The organism is Citrobacter sp. CK185 (genome assembly GCF_030333565.1).
Classification (GTDB): Bacteria; Pseudomonadota; Gammaproteobacteria; order Enterobacterales; family Enterobacteriaceae; genus Citrobacter_B; species Citrobacter_B koseri.
This window is the reverse complement of the sequence record NZ_JAOWFR010000023.1, coordinates 259,288-276,764: the sequence shown is the minus strand read 5'-3', so window position 1 is coordinate 276,764 and position 17,477 is coordinate 259,288. Positions and strand designations below refer to the sequence as shown.

Annotated in this window: 15 protein-coding genes; 5 read left to right on the top strand and 10 right to left on the bottom strand. The window is 54.3% G+C overall.

Going from position 1 to position 17,477, the window contains the following annotated elements; translation table 11 throughout:
• Positions 1–255: 255 nt before the first annotated feature.
• The 3 genes from glnS to chiQ all read left to right on the top strand — a co-directional run bounded on the left by glnS (position 256) and on the right by chiQ (position 4,155).
• On the top strand, positions 256–1,923 hold the full coding sequence (gene glnS / locus OGV79_RS08960) for a glutamine--tRNA ligase (protein ID WP_012133322.1): 1,668 nt from the start codon (positions 256–258) through the stop codon (positions 1,921–1,923).
• 443 nt (positions 1,924–2,366) lie between these two features.
• Positions 2,367–3,773: a chitoporin ChiP gene (chiP, locus tag OGV79_RS08955; protein WP_012133319.1), complete on the top strand. Its 1,407-nt coding sequence runs from the start codon at positions 2,367–2,369 to the stop codon at positions 3,771–3,773.
• A 49-nt stretch (positions 3,774–3,822) separates the two neighbouring features.
• Entirely contained in the window at positions 3,823–4,155 is a 333-nt protein-coding gene (gene chiQ / locus OGV79_RS08950) for a ChiQ/YbfN family lipoprotein (protein WP_275375904.1), read from the top strand.
• A 122-nt stretch (positions 4,156–4,277) separates the two neighbouring features.
• Here chiQ and fur read toward each other — a convergent pair whose 3' ends face one another.
• The 4 genes from fur to ybfF all read right to left on the bottom strand — a co-directional run bounded on the left by fur (position 4,278) and on the right by ybfF (position 6,890).
• On the bottom strand, positions 4,278–4,724 hold the full coding sequence (gene fur / locus OGV79_RS08945; protein ID WP_007373881.1) for a ferric iron uptake transcriptional regulator: 447 nt from the start codon (positions 4,722–4,724) through the stop codon (positions 4,278–4,280).
• Positions 4,725–5,013: 289 nt separating this feature from the next.
• A complete protein-coding gene (fldA, locus tag OGV79_RS08940) occupies positions 5,014–5,544 on the bottom strand; it encodes a flavodoxin FldA (RefSeq protein ID WP_047458152.1) in 531 nt (176 codons plus the stop codon).
• 150 nt (positions 5,545–5,694) lie between these two features.
• Positions 5,695–5,988, bottom strand: coding sequence for a LexA regulated protein (gene ybfE / locus OGV79_RS08935; RefSeq protein ID WP_012133315.1), 294 nt, complete (start codon positions 5,986–5,988; stop codon positions 5,695–5,697).
• A 128-nt stretch (positions 5,989–6,116) separates the two neighbouring features.
• Positions 6,117–6,890, bottom strand: a complete 774-nt coding sequence (gene ybfF / locus OGV79_RS08930) for an esterase (RefSeq protein WP_049009846.1) — start codon at positions 6,888–6,890, stop codon at positions 6,117–6,119.
• Between the two features lie 197 nt (positions 6,891–7,087).
• Here ybfF and seqA point away from each other — a divergent pair, with 197 nt between their 5' ends.
• Positions 7,088–7,633, top strand: coding sequence for a replication initiation negative regulator SeqA (gene seqA / locus OGV79_RS08925; RefSeq protein WP_047458147.1), 546 nt, complete (start codon positions 7,088–7,090; stop codon positions 7,631–7,633).
• A gap of 24 nt (positions 7,634–7,657) precedes the next feature.
• A complete protein-coding gene (gene pgm, locus OGV79_RS08920) occupies positions 7,658–9,298 on the top strand; it encodes a phosphoglucomutase (alpha-D-glucose-1,6-bisphosphate-dependent) (protein ID WP_012133312.1) in 1,641 nt (546 codons plus the stop codon).
• A gap of 89 nt (positions 9,299–9,387) precedes the next feature.
• On the opposite strand, the gene potE is transcribed toward pgm, so the two are convergent.
• The 6 genes from potE to kdpC all read right to left on the bottom strand — a co-directional run bounded on the left by potE (position 9,388) and on the right by kdpC (position 17,469).
• A complete protein-coding gene (gene potE, locus OGV79_RS08915; protein WP_012133311.1) occupies positions 9,388–10,707 on the bottom strand; it encodes a putrescine-ornithine antiporter in 1,320 nt (439 codons plus the stop codon).
• Positions 10,704–12,902: an ornithine decarboxylase SpeF gene (gene speF / locus OGV79_RS08910; protein WP_024130539.1), complete on the bottom strand. Its 2,199-nt coding sequence runs from the start codon at positions 12,900–12,902 to the stop codon at positions 10,704–10,706. Before speF ends, potE begins: the two co-directional genes overlap by 4 nt.
• Positions 12,903–13,158: 256 nt before the next feature.
• Positions 13,159–13,263 carry a leader peptide SpeFL gene (speFL, locus tag OGV79_RS08905; RefSeq protein ID WP_114149115.1) on the bottom strand — a complete coding sequence of 35 codons (105 nt, stop codon included), beginning with the start codon at positions 13,261–13,263 and terminating at the stop codon, positions 13,159–13,161.
• A 278-nt stretch (positions 13,264–13,541) separates the two neighbouring features.
• A complete protein-coding gene (gene kdpE / locus OGV79_RS08900; RefSeq protein ID WP_286468254.1) occupies positions 13,542–14,219 on the bottom strand; it encodes a two-component system response regulator KdpE in 678 nt (225 codons plus the stop codon).
• The gene (gene kdpD, locus OGV79_RS08895) at positions 14,216–16,903 is read right to left on the bottom strand and encodes a two-component system sensor histidine kinase KdpD (protein WP_286468253.1); all 2,688 of its coding nucleotides are present in this window, start codon (positions 16,901–16,903) and stop codon (positions 14,216–14,218) included. Before kdpD ends, kdpE begins: the two co-directional genes overlap by 4 nt.
• Positions 16,903–17,469, bottom strand: a complete 567-nt coding sequence (gene kdpC, locus OGV79_RS08890) for a potassium-transporting ATPase subunit KdpC (RefSeq protein ID WP_101743884.1) — start codon at positions 17,467–17,469, stop codon at positions 16,903–16,905. The genes kdpD and kdpC overlap by 1 nt, the downstream gene beginning before the upstream one ends.
• Positions 17,470–17,477: the final 8 nt, after the last annotated feature.

Here is a 17,477-nt window from a genome sequence, read left to right as displayed (position 1 = left end):
TAAGGTATAGCTGCCATCCGGCAAATGCGCCTGATGGCGCTGCGCTTATCAGGCCTACGGTTCGACACAGTTGTAGCAGCTTGTAGGCCGGATAAGGCGTAGCCGTCATCCGGCAAAGCGCCATCGCTTTTTTTTACAGCAATCAGCCCCCATATTTTCTTCAAAGCCACTTTTTAAGTAACTAAAGGTTGTCAGTCTGTCCGGCTTATAAGATCATATGCCGTTATACGTTGTTTACGCTTTGAGGAATCCACGATGAGTGAGGCTGAAGCCCGCCCGACTAACTTTATTCGTCAGATCATCGATGAAGATCTGGCCAGTGGTAAGCACACCACAATCCACACCCGTTTTCCGCCGGAGCCGAATGGCTATCTGCACATCGGCCACGCGAAATCCATCTGTCTGAACTTTGGTATCGCGCAAGATTATCAGGGCCTGTGCAACCTGCGTTTCGATGATACCAACCCGGTAAAAGAAGATATCGAGTACGTTGATTCGATCAAAAACGACGTCGAGTGGTTAGGTTTTCACTGGGCTGGCAACGTTTGCTACTCCTCAGATTACTTCGATCAGCTGCATGCGTATGCGGTTGAGCTGATCACCAAAGGTCTGGCGTACGTCGATGAGCTGACGCCGGATCAGATCCGCGAATATCGCGGTACGCTGAAAGAGCCGGGTAAAAACAGCCCGTTCCGCGATCGCAGCGTGGAAGAGAACCTGGCGCTGTTTGAAAAAATGCGTACCGGTGGTTTTGAAGAAGGTAAAGCGTGCCTGCGCGCCAAAATTGATATGGCGTCGCCGTTTATCGTGATGCGCGATCCGGTGCTGTACCGCATTAAATTTGCCGAACACCACCAGACCGGCAACAAGTGGTGCATCTACCCGATGTACGACTTTACTCACTGTATCAGCGATGCGCTGGAAGGCATTACGCACTCTCTGTGTACGCTGGAATTCCAGGACAACCGTCGTCTGTACGACTGGGTGCTGGACAACATCACCATCCCGGTTCACCCGCGTCAGTACGAATTCTCGCGCCTGAATCTGGAATACACCGTGATGTCCAAGCGTAAGCTGAACCTGCTGGTGACGGACAAACACGTTGAAGGCTGGGACGATCCGCGTATGCCGACCATTTCTGGCCTGCGTCGTCGTGGCTATACCGCGGCCTCCATCCGTGAATTCTGCAAACGCATCGGCGTTACCAAGCAGGACAACACCATTGAGATGGCGTCGCTGGAGTCCTGTATTCGTGAAGATCTGAACGAAAACGCACCGCGCGCGATGGCGGTTATCGATCCGGTGAAACTGGTTATCGAAAACTACCCGCAGGGCGAAAGCGAAATGGTCACCATGCCGAACCATCCGAACAAACCGGAAATGGGCAGCCGTGAAGTACCGTTTAGCGGTGAGATTTGGATCGATCGTGCTGACTTCCGCGAAGAAGCGAACAAGCAGTACAAGCGTCTGGTGATGGGGAAAGAAGTGCGTCTGCGTAACGCCTATGTGGTGAAGGCTGAGCGCGTGGAGAAGGATGCGGAAGGCAATATCACCACCATCTTCTGTACCTATGATGCGGACACCCTGAGCAAAGATCCGGCCGATGGCCGTAAAGTGAAGGGCGTCATTCACTGGGTAAGCGCGGCACACGCGCTACCGGTTGAAATTCGTCTGTACGATCGTCTGTTCAGCGTGCCGAACCCGGGCGCCGCAGAGGACTTCCTGTCCGTGATCAACCCTGAATCGCTGGTGATTAAGCAGGGTTACGCGGAACCGTCGTTGCAGAACGCCGTAGCGGGTAAAGCGTATCAGTTTGAGCGTGAAGGCTACTTCTGCCTGGACAGCCGCTACACAACGGCGGATAAACGCGTATTTAACCGTACCGTAGGTCTGCGCGATACGTGGGCTAAAGCGGGCGAGTAAAACCACCGCATCACATCACCTTCCAACGCCGCATTTTGCGGCGTTTTTTTATCCTTTCCATTTTGTCATCCCGCTCTCTGTTTGCAGAGCGAATTAATGCCGTCGGGAAAATAATTTCGCAACAAAATAGTTTTGGCATAGTGAATTTATGGAATGAATATCATTTCATGTGAAACCGATTTCATGTGCATGGAAAACAAGACAATTTTAACTTTTGTTCATCTTTTTTAGCACCTGATGAAAATGTAACAGAAAGCAATGAAATATGTGCGGTTGCTCATATTCTTACATTCTCGTTACAGAAAGAGATTGATAATTCGCGTCGCGAAAAATAGTCTATTCACTGTAGTCTGCGAGGTTTTTCTCAACGCTACTTTTACATTTTTATTTTTCGCTGTCCGCTTTTGTTCGGCAGCATTTTATACGTCAAAGAGGATTAACACATGCGTACGTTTAGTGGCAAACGTAGTACGCTGGCGCTGGCTATCGCCGGTATCACAGCAATGTCAGGTTTGGTCGTCGTTCCACAGGCTCAGGCCGAAGGCTTTATTGACGATTCCACGTTAACAGGCGGCATCTATTACTGGCAGCGTGAGCGTGACCGTAAAGATGTCACCGACGATGACAAATATAAAACCAACCTTTCACACGCGACCTGGAACGCCAACCTGGATTTCCAGTCTGGTTATGCGGCTGATATGTTCGGTCTGGATATCGCGGCATTTACCGCGATAGAAATGGCGGAAAACGGCGACAGCGGACACCCCAACGAAATCGCCTTCTCGAAAAAGAATAAAGGTTACGATGAAGATTATTCTGGCGATAAGAGCGGGATCAGCCTCTATAAAGCCGCGGCAAAATTTAAGTACGGGCCAACCTGGGCGCGTGCGGGGTATATCCAGCCGACCGGTCAGACGCTGTTAGCGCCGCACTGGAGCTTTATGCCGGGTACTTATCAGGGCGCGGAAGCCGGAGCGAATTTTGACTACGGTGATGCGGGCGCGCTGAGTTTCTCCTATATGTGGGCCAACCAATATAAAGCGCCGTGGCACACCGATGTTGATAAATTCTATCAGGCCGATAAAAAGACCAAAGTGGATTACCTCCACTCTATCGGCGCTAAATACGATTTCAAAAATGACCTCGTGCTGGAAGCGGCATTTGGTCAATCAGAAGGGTATGTCGACCAGTATTTTGCCAAAGCCAGCTACAAATTTGATTTGGGCGGCAACCCGTTCACCACCAGCTATCAGTTCTATGGTGCGCGCGACAAAGTTGATGATCGCAGCGTAAACGATATTTATGACGGCACCGCCTGGTTGCAGGCGCTGACTTTCGGTTACAAAGTGGCCGAAGTCGTCGATTTGCGCCTGGAAGGGACCTGGGTTAAGGCGGACGGTCAACAAGGTTACTTCCTGCAACGTATGACGCCAACTTACGCATCCTCAAACGGTCGTCTGGATATCTGGTGGGATAACCGCTCAGACTTTAACGCCAACGGCGAAAAAGCCGTCTTCTTCGGTGCGATGTACGATCTGAAAAACTGGAACCTGCCGGGCTGGGCAGTGGGGGCGTCATACGTTTACGCCTGGGACGCGAAGCCATCAACCTGGCAGATTACCCCGGATGCGTACTATGACAAAAACCGTACCATTGAAGAGTCTTCTTACAGCCTTGATGCGGTCTACACCCTACAGGAAGGCCGTGCCAAAGGCACCATGTTTAAACTGCACTTCACGGAATATGACAACCACTCCAACATCCCAAGCTGGGGCGGCGGTTACGGCAACATCTTCCAGGATGAACGTGACGTGAAGTTCATGGTTATCGCTCCGTTCACTATTTTCTGATGCCCGTTGCGGCAGGCGATTTGTCTGCCGCAACGTTGAGGACACTGATATGAAAAAACTGTTACTCATCGCTATGATGGCATCGGGACTGGTGGCCTGCGCGCAACCAACCGCGCCCAAAGAAGACAGTCAGTTAAAAGAGGCGTACAGCGCCTGCATCAATACGGCGCAAGGTTCGCCAGAGAAAATCGAGGCCTGTCAGAGTGTACTGAACGTGCTGAAGAAAGATGACCAGCACAAGCAGTTTGCTACAGAAGAGAGCGTACGCGTGCTGGATTATCAGCAGTGCATTCAGGCTACGCGTACGGGGAACGATCAGGCGGTGACCGCCGATTGCGACAAAATCTGGCAGGAAATTCGCAGTAAAAATAGCGGCAAATAAAAGCAGGGCGGGTTAATGGCGGGCGGAGAGAACTCTCCGCCCGTTTGCGTTTTTTAAGGCCGCTACCGGGTCGGAGGCATAAAAAAGCCAACCGGTCGGTTGGCTTTTTAGGAGGTTTCACATTACTTCGCGTCGTGCGCGTGCTCGTCTTCCCGGCAATCGCCTTCAGCGCAGTGCCCGTAGAGATAGAGGCTGTGGTTCGTCAAACGAATGCCATGCTTAGCCGCAATCTCACGCTGGCGCGCTTCGATAGAATCATCACTGAATTCGATCACTTTGCCACAATCGAGGCAAATAAGGTGATCGTGATGATGCTGTTGGGTCAGCTCAAAAACGGATTTACCGCCTTCAAAATTGTGGCGGGTTACGATACCGGCGTCATCAAACTGGTTCAGCACGCGGTACACGGTCGCCAGCCCAATCTCTTCACCCATGTCGATCAGACGTTTATATAAATCTTCCGCACTGACGTGATGGTTATCCGGTTCCTGAAGAACTTCCAGAATTTTTAAACGAGGAAGCGTTACTTTCAGGCCAGCCTTCTTTAATGCGGTATTGTTGTCAGTCATGCGGAATCTGTCCTGTTGCTAAACGATTCACTTCAAACAAAGAAGTGACAGAAATTGCACTTGAGATAATGCGTTTCATTATAGAACTGCCACGCCTAAATGAAAACTGCAAGCCTCCGGCAAATATTGTTAATAAAAACGAGGTATCGCCAACAAACACACTGTGCAATACCAGAATAACACCCGGACATTGTACAGGGTCAGGCAAGAAAGTTACAAATTTGTAGCAATTATTTTAATTGGTTTTATCTATTGATGCGACGCAGATGCTTTTCTGCGCCGCACAAAATCAGGCGTTAATGATTTCGTCGAGGTGCAGTTCGCCGGAAATCTGTTTAACCCATTTTTCAACGCGCTCTGCGGTCAGTTCAGGCTGACGGTCTTCGTCGATAGCCAGACCAACAAAGTGATCGTCGTCAGCCAGACCTTTGGACGCTTCAAAATGGTAGCCCGCCGTTGGCCAGTGGCCGACGATGGTCGCGCCGCGCGGCTCAATGATGTCGCGGATGGTGCCTAACGCGTCGCAGAAATATTCTGCGTAATCTTCCTGGTCGCCGCAGCCGAACAGCGCCACCAGTTTACCGTTAAAATCAATCTCTTCGAGAGTCGGGAAGAAGTCATCCCAGTCACATTGCGCTTCACCGTAGTACCAGGTCGGGATGCCCAGCAGCAGGATGTCGTACCCTTCCAGGTCCTCTTTGCTGCTTTTCGCAATGTCATGCACATCGGCAACGTCTTTACCAAGCTGTTTTTGAATCATTTTTGCGATATTTTCGGTATTACCGGTGTCGCTGCCGAAAAAGATGCCAGTGATTGCCATGAGTAAAATAACCTCTTGAAACTTATTGAAATGGTGGTGGCGTATTGCCCGCAGATAAGGGCAATCATAGCAGAACAGTCAGGCATGCGGAAACAGCAATCACGCGGGACTGCACTCTGTGCTACATGATTTATGATATTGAGCAGTTTTTCAGACTACGCCCTGGCCGCGCAGCGCTGCCAGTTGAGTCATCAGCATCTCTTCGATGAGTTCGCTACGGCTCATATTGCGGGATTCGGCCAGCTCGTTCAGCGCATCGACAGCCTCAGCGTTGAGTTTCAGTTCGACACGCTTAAGGCCACGTACTTTGTCGCGTTTTAGCTGGTTACGCTTATTAATGCGCAGCTGTTCATCACGCGAAAGCGGATTGGTTTTGGGTCGTCCCGGGCGACGCTCGTGTGCGAACAGATCTAATGTCGTACGGTCCGTTTGTTCTTTGGCCATGATTTTGGTGACTTCGGGGAAACAATCAGCCAGGCGTCTGCCCGGATGGATAGCGCGCCATCATACATCAGCAAGGCAGACACGCCAACGCCCGCGGACGTAATCGCGCGCGGACGCTGAGTTTTTAATCAGTTGGCCTTATCTGCCAGATAGCGACGAATGGCGCGCAGCACCGCATCGGGTTTTTCCGCGTGAACCCAGTGGCCCGCTCCGGCGATGACGTGCGCCCGCGCCTGAGGGAACTGCGCCAGCAGATCGTGACGATATGCTTCGGTCACATAAGGCGAGTTGCCGCCGGGGATAAACAACGCCGGGCGATCCCAGGCTGGAATGGTCTCCCAGCCCACAATATGTGGATACTGTTCCCACAACACCGGTACGTTAAAGCGCCATTCGCCGTCGATAAACGATTTCAGCAGAAACTGGATGACGCCTTCTTCTTGCAGGTGTTGACGCATAACGGTGGCGGCCTGTTGACGGGTTTCGGCGCCCGCGTCGGTAACGGCATTGATGGCGGCGAAGATTTCATCGTGGCGGCGAACGTGGTAATCGACCGGCGCGATGTCGATCGCGACCAACTGGTCAATACGCTCCGGCGCCAGCGCGGTGAGCGCCATTACCGCTTTACCGCCCATGGAGTGGCCGATAAAGGTGGCTTTCTCAATGCCTTCGGCATCAATGGTATCCAGTAAGTCTTGCGCCATTGCCGGGTAGTCCATCACCGGATCGCGAGGGGAGAGACCGTGGTTGCGCATATCAACCTGAATGATATCGTGATCGGTCACCAGGTCGCGCGCCAGCACGCCGAGGTTGTCCAGGCTGCCAAACAAACCGTGAACGAGGACGATGGGAGAATTATTGTGCAGGTTTTGTGCAGTTTGCGCTCGGATATTCAATTTCATGGCAAAGTTCTTTTTTTCGCTCTGTCGGGTTAGGGTATTATGTTGACTATTCTGCCACAGGGCTGCAACAACTACGGTTTACTCCGAGTTTTTCCGTCAGCCAGGTTTGACGCTATCCGCTGTTGGAATTTGCCTTTACACTACGTGCAGGTAATCCCAACGACTTGTATTCAGATAAGACACCGCACTGGATTAAGATGAAAACGATTGAAGTTGATGATGAACTCTATAGCTATATTGCCAGCCACACCAAGCATATTGGCGAGAGCGCATCCGACATTTTACGGCGCATGTTGAAGTTTTCCGCCGTATCACAGCCTGTCACTCCGGCGGCGAAAGAGGTTCGCGTCGCGCAACCTGCTATCGTGGAAGCGAAGCCCGTCAACCCCGTAAAAGATAAAGTCCGCGCCATGCGTGAACTGCTGCTTTCCGACGAGTACGCGGAGCAGAAGAAAGCGGTAAACCGCTTCATGCTGGTGCTGTCTACACTCTACTCACTGGATAATCGCGCGTTTGCCGAAGCGACGGAGTCGTTGCATGGCCGTACGCGCGTCTATTTTGCGGCTGATGAACAAACGCTGCTGAAAAATGGTAATCAAACCAAACCGAAACATGTGCCCGGCACGCCGTATTGGGTGATTACCAACACCAACACCGGCCGTAAATGCAGCATGGTTGAACACATCATGCAGTCAATGCAATTCCCGGCGGAATTGATTGAGAAGGTTTGCGGAACAATTTAATCCTTGCATTAAAAGGACCAGGCAATGGCAATCCACAACCGTGCAGGTCAACCTGCGCAACAGAGTGATTTGATTAACGTCGCCCAACTGACGGCACAGTACTATGTACTGAAACCCGAAGCAGGGAATGCAGAGCACGCCGTGAAGTTCGGTACGTCCGGGCATCGCGGTAGCGCAGGTCGTCATAGTTTTAACGAGCCGCACATCCTGGCAATCGCCCAGGCGATTGCGGAAGAGCGTGCAAAAAACGGTATCACTGGTCCTTGTTATGTGGGCAAAGATACCCACGCGCTGTCTGAACCGGCATTTATCTCTGTACTGGAAGTGCTGGCGGCGAACGGTGTTGATGTCATCGTGCAGGAAAACAATGGCTTCACGCCAACGCCTGCCGTTTCCAACGCTATCCTGGTTCACAATAAAAAAGGCGGCCCGCTGGCTGATGGCATCGTGATCACGCCATCTCACAATCCACCGGAAGACGGCGGAATTAAGTACAACCCGCCAAACGGCGGCCCGGCGGATACCAACGTCACCAAAGTGGTGGAAGACAGGGCCAACGCGCTGTTGGCTGACGGTCTGAAGGGCGTGAAGCGTATCTCTCTGGATGCGGCGATGGCCTCAGGCCACGTTAAAGAGCAGGATCTGGTGCAGCCGTTCGTTGAAGGGCTGGCGGATATCGTCGATATGGCGGCGATTCAGAAAGCGGGCCTGACGCTGGGCGTCGATCCGCTGGGCGGTTCCGGTATCGAATACTGGAAGCGTATTGCTAAGCACTACAACCTGAACCTGACTATCGTTAACGATCACGTTGATCAGACGTTCCGCTTTATGCATCTCGACAAAGATGGCGCAATCCGTATGGACTGTTCCTCCGAGTGCGCGATGGCGGGTCTGCTGGCGCTGCGTGATAAGTTCGATCTGGCGTTCGCCAACGACCCGGACTATGACCGCCACGGCATCGTGACTCCGGCAGGGCTGATGAACCCGAACCACTATCTGGCGGTAGCGATCAACTATCTGTTCCAGCACCGTCCGCAGTGGGGCAAAGAGGTGGCGGTCGGTAAAACGCTGGTTTCCTCTGCGATGATCGACCGCGTGGTGAACGATTTGGGGCGTAAACTGGTGGAAGTGCCGGTCGGCTTTAAATGGTTCGTTGACGGTCTGTTCGACGGCAGCTTCGGCTTCGGCGGCGAAGAGAGCGCCGGGGCGTCTTTCCTGCGTTTCGACGGCACGCCGTGGTCTACCGATAAAGACGGCATCATCATGTGCCTGCTGGCGGCGGAAATCACGGCCGTCACCGGGAAGAACCCGCAGGAGCACTACAACGAGCTGGCGGCCCGCTTCGGCGCGCCGAGCTATAACCGTTTGCAGGCAAGCGCAACGTCTGCGCAGAAAGCCGCGTTGTCTAAGCTCTCTCCAGAAATGGTGAGCGCCAGCACGCTGGCGGGCGATCCGATCACCGCGCGTCTTACGGCGGCGCCGGGTAACGGCGCGTCGATTGGCGGCCTGAAAGTGATGACCGACAACGGCTGGTTCGCCGCGCGGCCTTCTGGTACGGAAGACGCTTATAAGATTTATTGCGAAAGCTTCCTCGGCGAGGAACACCGCAAGCAGATCGAAAAAGAAGCGGTTGAGATTGTCAGCGAAGTGCTGAAAAACGCGTAAGTGCGGTTTGTGTGCCGGGCGGTACTGCATTTGCCCGGCTACAACAACGATCGTAGGCCCGGTAAGCGTTAGCGCCACCGGGCTTTTTTTTAGCCGTGTTTGTTTTTCAGCTCAAAGCGCGGCGATACCAGCCCATACAGCGTCCAGCCGAGGAAGGTCACGATGGAGCCGTACAGCATCGCTTCTTCACCGGAGGAATACAGCGCATAGAAGCTGTACAGCGCGCCGATGAATGCCACGAAGTTCGCCGTTTTGGCTTTTGACGACGGAACATTTGCCACTTTCTGAATGATCACCAGCGCGGCCATCGACAGAATGTACGGGATAATGTTTGTTACCACCGCCAGGTTAACCAGCACGTTGAACTGGCTGTTCAGCGATGGGCTGATGGTCATCAGCGATAATCCGCTCTGGATAATCACGATGGTCAGCATCCCCTGAACCGGCGCATCCACTTTCGTTACGCGAGAGAAGATTTTCGGGAAATAACCTTCATCCGCCGAGGATTTGAAGACCTGGGCGATAGTGAACTGCCAGCCCAGCAGCGAACCGCAGCAGGACATCACCATCAACGCCATGATCACTTTACCGACTTCCGGGGTAAACATCTGTGCGAACGCCAGACCGAACGGCGCGGTGGAGTTGGCCAGATCCATGTTCGGTACGATCCCGGCAATCACGTTGGTGGAGATGATGTAAATCACCGCCGCGCCCAGCGTACCGCCTAATACCGCAATCGGTACGTTACGCTCCGGGTTTTCCACCACTTCGGCGTTGGCGCAGGCAGATTCCAGACCGAGGAAGGCCCACAGCGTCATCGCAATAGAAGAACCGACGGCGGTGAAGAACGGTACGTGATGCGGGTTCCAGGAGTTGGCGTACAGCGTCGGGCTAAACCAGAACCAGCCGATGATGCACAGACCGACAACCGGAATAATCACGCCCCAGACGGTGATACTGCTGATTTGCCCGGTAATGCGCGCGCCGCCGAAGTTGGCGACGGTGCACAGCCACAGCACGCCGATGGTCGCCAGACCGATCTGCACCGGTGACAGCGTGGCGCCGAACAGCTCGGTGCCGTAGCCGACGGCGGAGATGGCGATAGCGACGTTGGCAATCAACAGCGAAACGCCATAGGTGTAGTTCGCCATAAAGTTGCCGGACTTACCAAAGGCATACTCCGCGTAGCCGCCCATACCGCCGGATTTACGGCTGAACATCCCGCATTTGGCGAAAGCCCATGCCAGCGCCATTGAACCAACGGCAGTCACCAGCCACGAGATGATCGAGATGGTGCCGACCTCTGCAAGTTTGGTGGGCAGCATGATAATCCCGGAGCCCATCATATTGACCATTGTCAGGATGGTGAGCTGAACGACGCCCATTTTATTGGATTTGGCTTTACTCATAATTTTTCCCCTTTCAGCAGGGTGTTCTGTGCTTCGCGCGGTTTAATGACGTAGCACCACACCTGTTTACGGCCGTCGTGTTCTTCGATGTAAACGCCCTGTAGTTCAGGCGCAAAGCCCGGCAGCAGGTTGATCCCTTCTTCCAGCGCGCTGAAATAACGCAGCACCGCACCGCCCCAGATTTCACCCGGAACAACGCACAAAACCCCTGGCGGATACGGAAGCGCGCCTTCTGCCGCGATCCGTCCTTCCGCGTCCGGCAGGCGAACCAGTTCGACTTCACCGCGCAGATAGGCGTAGTTGGCGTCCTGCGGATTCATGCTGACGCGTGGGAAATGGGATTTACGGAACATCTCTTTTTGCAGCTGTTTCACGTTATGGCGTGCGTACAGATCGTGCATCTCCTGGCACAGCTGACGCAGGGTGTAGCCGGCATAACGCGCTTCATGCTGCTTATAAATTGACGGCAGAACGTCAGCCAGCGGCGCATCGGCTTCCAGCAGTTTCTCAAAGCGCACCAGCAGGGCGACGAGTTGCTGCAATTTCGCCATGTCTTCCGCTGGCGTCAGCAGGAACAGGATCGAGTTGAGATCGCATTTTTCCGGTACCACGCCGTTTTCACGCAGGAAGTTGGCAAGGATGGTCGCCGGAACGCCAAAGGTGTCGTATTCGCCGTTGCGCGCATTGATGCCCGGCGTCGTGAGCAGCAGTTTGCACGGATCAACAAAGTACTGGTGTTCGGCGTAGCCTTCGAAGGCATGCCAGTGTTCGCCCGGCACAAAGTGGAAGAAGCGCAGGTCGTTTGCGATCTCCGCCGTGGGGTAAGACTGCCACGGTTTACCGTCGATCAGTTCCGGCACGAACGGACGGATGTGATGGCAGTTATCAAGGATCAGCTTACGTGCATTGATGCCGTTCGCTACGCAGTCCATCCACATGTTACGGCCACCGACGCCTTCGTGCATTTTGGCGTTGATGTCCAGGGCGGCGAACAGCGGGTAGAACGGGCTGGTGGAGGCGTGCATCATGAACGCGTTATTCATACGTTTATGCGGCACATAGCGAGACTGACCTTTGATATGGCTGTCTTTCTTGTGGATCTGCGAGGTCTGGGAGAAACCGGCCTGCTGTTTGTGAACAGACTGCGTGACCAGGATACCCGGATCGTTCTCGTTCAGGTCCAGCAACAACGGCGAGCAATCGGCCATCATCGGAATAAACTGCTCGTAGCCGACCCATGCGGAGTCAAACAGGATGTAGTCGCACAGATGACCAATCTTATCCACCACCTGACGGGCGTTGTAGATGGTGCCGTCGTAGGTGCCTAACTGGATCACTGCCAGGCGGAACGGACGGGCGTCTTGCGCGCGTTGCGGCGCCACTTCGCTGACCAGTTCACGCAGATAGTCTTCTTCAAAGCAGTGGGCGTCGATCCCGCCGATGAAGCCGTACGGGTTGCGCGCGGTTTCCAGATAAACCGGCGTCGCGCCCGCCTGCAACAGCGCGCCGTGGTGGTTCGATTTGTGGTTATTACGATCGAACAGCACCAGATCGCCTGGGGTCAGCAGCGCGTTAAGTACCACTTTGTTTGACGATGAGGTGCCGTTCAGCACAAAGTAGGTTTTATCGGCGTTGAACACTTTCGCGGCGTGTTGTTGCGCGATGCACGGCGCGCCTTCATGGATAAGCAGATCGCCCATCGCCACGTCGGCGTTACACAAATCAGAGCGGAAAAGCGTTTCGCCAAAGTACTCAACAAACTGGTTCCCTGCGGGGTGACGGCGGAAGAATTCACCGCCCTGATGCCCCGGACAGTCAAATGCGCTGTTGCCCTGGTTTACGTAGTCCACCAGCGCCCGGAAGAACGGCGGGCGCAGTTGCGTTTCATAGTGGCTGGCAGCGGTCTCCAGTTGGCGGCCATAGAAGGCGTTACGGGCTTCATTATGTTCGAATACGCCCGAGATCCGCGGCAGATATTCTGCCGGAACGCGCTCTTCATTTTGTGTCGCGATAAACACGGGAATACCGTAGCCCGTCGCATCAATCTCATCGAGTTTACCTCGTTCAATATCATTGATGGATAACACGATAGCGGCAACATCAATGAAATTACTTTCATCAACATTAACGATACTGCGCTGTGTAGAAAAACAATCAGGGCAGGAACGACTGACGGCAATTTTTAATTCAGACATTTTCATCTCTTTATTTTCAGGTAATAGCAGGTCCTCAATTTCTCGAATGAGAAACTGATAGCTCCGGAAAAAAAGCAATACGACGCCACTGATAAATAAATCAGTAAATTGCTTTTTAGAAGATGCAATAAACCCTAACCTTTCCGGTCACAGGTAAAACAGGGTTATGCAGTGTGAGCACCACGAGATACAGGCGTTAGCCTGCGATACAAGGGGTCAGGAAGACCTGTATGCTGGAGTGCCCTTAGTCGAAAGACTAACGGGCATTAAAGAAATGAAAGTCGAAGCTGTTACGGTGAGCAAACATCATAATATGAGTTGTCCGCCTTATATGGGGCATTGTACGGCTATTATTTTCCATTTTGGTTACCTTTACTGGATAAGTGGAAGGTGAGGGTATTTTATCCAGGAAATGAGCCTGATCTGTGAAGAAGATCAATAAAAAACGATCATTTCTAAAATATTTAGTCGTTGTTTATGCATATCACACGATAAGATATCGTATTGTTGTTTATATGTTATGGGTTTGTATTTTTATATTTTTTAAGGAATGAGCTTACACTGCAAAATACATTATTTGCAGTGTGGTTAATGATAAAAATGATATTTAGGAATTAATTAAAAAAAATGAATAACCATTCATGGCATAAAACGATAACCGATTCCGGTTTCGGTAATGAAATGGCGGGGGCGGGCGGGATCTTTCTCCAGTTTCTGTCGCAGGTGACCCATATAAATACGCAAATAGTGACTGTGCTCGACGGCGTTCGGGCCCCAGACCTGGTTCAACAGCTGCCGCTGGGTGAGCACTTTGCCCGCATTATTCAGCAACACGGCCAGTAGGCGAAACTCAATCGGCGTCAGGTGAATTTCTTCTTCATCACGGTGGACAAGGTGTGCTGCTAAGTCCACTTTTATGCTGGAAAAGTGCGCGATGGGGTCAGGAGAAGGGCCGCTGGCGTGACGGCGCAGCGCCACGCGTAAGCGCGCCTGTAGTTCGCCAATGCCGAAGGGTTTACTCAGATAGTCATCGGCGCCTGCATCCAGCGCAGTGATTTTATCGCTCTCCTCGCTGCGAGCAGAAAGCACAATCACCGGAATTGCGCTCCATTGTCGCAGGTCGCGAATAAAATCGATGCCGTCGCCGTCAGGCAGGCCAAGATCAAGAATGATGAGATCGGGTTTCCGCGTGGCGGCTTCCAGCAACCCACGGCTTAGCGTCTCTGCTTCGTACACGCGCAGCCCGTCGCTTTCCAGCGCGCTGCGCAGAAAGCGGCGAATAGCCTGTTCGTCTTCAACAATCAGAACGTTGGTCACATATCCTCATGAAAATCTTCAAGTTCAGGCGCAGTTTCCTGCGGGAGTGTAACACGGAAACAGGCTCCGCCCTGCGGGCGATTGTGGGCGGAAATCGTTCCACCGTGCACTTCAACAATCGCCTGGCAAATAGCCAGCCCCAGCCCAACGCCCGGTACGGCAGACTCTTTATTTCCCCGGGCAAATTTATCAAAGATGCTTTTCTCCTGCCCGTCAGGAATGCCGGGGCCATTATCCCAGACGTCAAGCTGAAGATGTTCGTCTTCAATATGGGCATCAATGCCGATCTCCGCCTGCGAACCGGCGTATTTGACGGCGTTTTCCAGAAGGTTGATCAGTACCCGTTCAAACAGCGGGCCGTCAACGTGTACCAGCGTCAGCGGCGCTGGCAGCGACAGGTTAATGGGGTGGGATAGCCCCGGCTCCAGCATTTGCAGGGCGCTGCCGACAACCTCTTCCAGCGTCAGCCACTCTTTTTTAAGATTAAATCCACCGGACTGGATGCGCGCCATATCCAGCAGGTTATTCACCAGCCGGGTGGTGTTGAGTATGTGCTGGCGGATTTCGCTGGCCTGGCGCGCATGTGGCGATCCTTCACTTGCCAAATCCAGGGTTAAAATCTCCGCCTGACCAAACAGCACCGTCAGCGGCGTGCGCAAGTCGTGGGAGAGGGCGGCGAGCAGGGCATTGCGAATGCTCTCGCGCTCGCTGGCGAGTCGGGCCAGCTCTTCACTGGCGGTAAGCGTCAGACGCTCCAGCGCGCTGGCGACCAGCAAGGTGAATGTTTCCAGTAGCCGCTGTTGCTCCGGGATCATCAACTGACGAAGATTCCCCGGCTCGACCACCACCAGTCCATGCGTTTTATCGGCGCTTTTTAACGGTAAAATTTGATACGGCACGCCGGGCAGGGTATCCGTGCCCGCCCCGGCCGGCAGGCCTTTGTCAAAGCTCCACCGGGCGATGGCGTCATCCCACGGCGTTATGCCCTGCTGGTGGGTCAGCGGCGTCAGCGTGCCGTTTTCATCCGGCAATAACACCTGGCTGCGGGCCTGAAACGTGGAAGCGATAAACTGTTCGCTGGTGGCGGCGATATCCTGCCTGCTTCGCCCCACCGCCAGCGCTTTGGACATCTCGTACAGATGGCGCGTGCGCTGTTCCCGATAGCGGGCAACCCGCGCCTGATAGCGCACGCCCGCCGTCAGGTTACCGATCACCAGCCCCACCGTCAGCATCACGGCGAAGGTCAACAGATACTGCACATCGGAAACGGCAAGCGTGCCGCGAGGAGCAATAAAAAAGAGATCGAAGCTGGCGACGTTAATAAAGGTTGCCACTACCGAGGGCCAGCGCCCATAAAACAGAGCGATAATCACCACGCCCAGCAGATACAGCATCACCAGGTTAGCGGCATCAAAGGCGACCATCCACTGTACGGCGATGACGGTGGTCACCGCGCAAAGGGCGATCGCGACCAGGCAGCCCTGTATCTGCACCCGCCACTTATCTTTGAAGGCACGGGTATCCGGTGTCTGATTCAACGGGCGAGTCGGGGGATCATCAAGGGCGACGACCACCTGATCGAGATCCGGCGCCTGTTTCGCCAGGCGATCGGCAAACGAATCTCTGCGCCACCAGCGTCGCGTTGCCGGACGCCCCAGCACAATTTTGCCGAGGTTATGTTCCCGGGCGTAACGCACAACCGCTTTTTCTTCGGCGGGATCGGAAAGCGTGGCGGTCTCCGCGCCCAGCTCCTGCGCCAGACGCAGGGCGCTCAAGATGGCGCGCCGCTGCTTTTCCGGCAGGCGATGCAGCGCCGGGGTTTCGACATACACCGCGTGCCAGACGCTGCCGAGGCGGGCCGCCAGCCGCGCGGCGGCACGCACCAGTTTTTCACTGCCGGTGTTGTGCCCGATGCACAGCAGAATGGCGTCGCGGGTATGCCACACTTTCTCTTCGCCCGGATGACTCCGCCAGGCGCGCATTTGATCGTCCACCCGGTCGGCCGTGCGGCGCAGCGCCAGTTCACGCAGGGCGATCAAATTGCCTTTGCGAAAGAAGTGCTCAATGGCGCGTTCAGCCTGACCGGCAATGTACACCTTGCCCTCTTTCAGACGCGCTCGCAGATCGTCAGGTGGCAGGTCGACCAGAACCACCTCGTCGGCGGCATCGAAGAAAGGGTCTGGCACGGTTTCACGAACCTGAATGCCGGTCACGCCGCTGACCACATCGTTGAGGCTTTCCAGGTGCTGGACGTTGACGGTGGTAAAGACGTCAATACCCGCTTCCAGCAGCTCTTCAATATCCTGCCAGCGTTTGGGGTGGCGCGAGCCTGGCGCATTATTGTGCGCCAGTTCGTCCATGAGAATAAGCGCCGGGCGACGGGCCAGCGCTGCGTCGAGATCGAACTCGCTGAGATGGCGTCCGTGACGCGTCTGCCGTTTTAGCGGCAGGATGCTGAGGCCGTCCAGCAGCGCGGCGGTCTCTTTACGCCCGTGGGTTTCCACGACACCCGTCAAAATATCCAGCCCTTGCGCCCGCAGTCGCTGCGCCTCAGCCAGCATCGCCCAGGTTTTCCCGACGCCTGCGCAGGCGCCGAAGAAGATTTTCAGTTTTCCCCGGTGTGGTGCGGCGGTCTGTTCCAGCAGGCGATCGGGGTCAGGGCGTAGCGGTTCTTCATTAACCATCAGAGCTTATCCAGCGCTAAATTGAGTTCCACGATATTGACCACTGGCTGGCCGATAAAACTCACCAGCGGCTTTTGCGTATATTCTGCGACCAACTGCGTCACGGCTTCAACGCTGAGATTTCGCGCTTTGGCGACGCGCGGGATCTGCCACGCCGCCGCTGCTGGCGTCAGGTTATTGTCCAGCCCGCTGGCGGAGGCGGTGAGCAGCTCCACCGGAATCGTCGTGCTGGCGTCCGGGTTAGCGGCCCGCAGCGCCTTCACCCGCTGCTGCAACTGGTTATCCAGCTCCGGGTTACTGACCGCCAGATTACTGCCGCCGGAAGCCATGGGATTATAGGGTATTTCCGCCGTTGCTGACGGGCGTCCCTGAAAATAGCCGTCGGCGGTAAAATTCTGCCCGATAAGCGCAGAGCCGCGCACGAGACTGCCATCAACAATCAGTGAGCCGTTAGCCTGATGCGGGAACCACCATTGCCCCAGCGCGGTGGTAAGCAGCGGGTAAATGCCGCCGGTTAGCAGCGTCAGAAACACCAGCGTTGATAATGCAGGACGTAATCCACTCATTATAAACC

What these genes read in the sequence shown, in the direction of transcription:
- kdpD (WP_286468253.1), bottom strand. Translation starts at nt 16,903, where the DNA reads ATGGTTAATGAAGAACCGCTACGCCCTGACCCCGATCGCCTGCTGGAA.
- speFL (WP_114149115.1), bottom strand. Translation starts at nt 13,263, where the DNA reads ATGGAAAATAATAGCCGTACAATGCCCCATATAAGGCGGACAACTCAT.
- chiQ (WP_275375904.1), top strand. Translation starts at nt 3,823, where the DNA reads ATGAAAAAACTGTTACTCATCGCTATGATGGCATCGGGACTGGTGGCC.
- pgm (WP_012133312.1), top strand. Translation starts at nt 7,658, where the DNA reads ATGGCAATCCACAACCGTGCAGGTCAACCTGCGCAACAGAGTGATTTG.
- seqA (WP_047458147.1), top strand. Translation starts at nt 7,088, where the DNA reads ATGAAAACGATTGAAGTTGATGATGAACTCTATAGCTATATTGCCAGC.
- fur (WP_007373881.1), bottom strand. Translation starts at nt 4,724, where the DNA reads ATGACTGACAACAATACCGCATTAAAGAAGGCTGGCCTGAAAGTAACG.
- kdpC (WP_101743884.1), bottom strand. Translation starts at nt 17,469, where the DNA reads ATGAGTGGATTACGTCCTGCATTATCAACGCTGGTGTTTCTGACGCTG.
- potE (WP_012133311.1), bottom strand. Translation starts at nt 10,707, where the DNA reads ATGAGTAAAGCCAAATCCAATAAAATGGGCGTCGTTCAGCTCACCATC.
- ybfE (WP_012133315.1), bottom strand. Translation starts at nt 5,988, where the DNA reads ATGGCCAAAGAACAAACGGACCGTACGACATTAGATCTGTTCGCACAC.
- chiP (WP_012133319.1), top strand. Translation starts at nt 2,367, where the DNA reads ATGCGTACGTTTAGTGGCAAACGTAGTACGCTGGCGCTGGCTATCGCC.
- fldA (WP_047458152.1), bottom strand. Translation starts at nt 5,544, where the DNA reads ATGGCAATCACTGGCATCTTTTTCGGCAGCGACACCGGTAATACCGAA.
- ybfF (WP_049009846.1), bottom strand. Translation starts at nt 6,890, where the DNA reads ATGAAATTGAATATCCGAGCGCAAACTGCACAAAACCTGCACAATAAT.
- speF (WP_024130539.1), bottom strand. Translation starts at nt 12,902, where the DNA reads ATGTCTGAATTAAAAATTGCCGTCAGTCGTTCCTGCCCTGATTGTTTT.
- glnS (WP_012133322.1), top strand. Translation starts at nt 256, where the DNA reads ATGAGTGAGGCTGAAGCCCGCCCGACTAACTTTATTCGTCAGATCATC.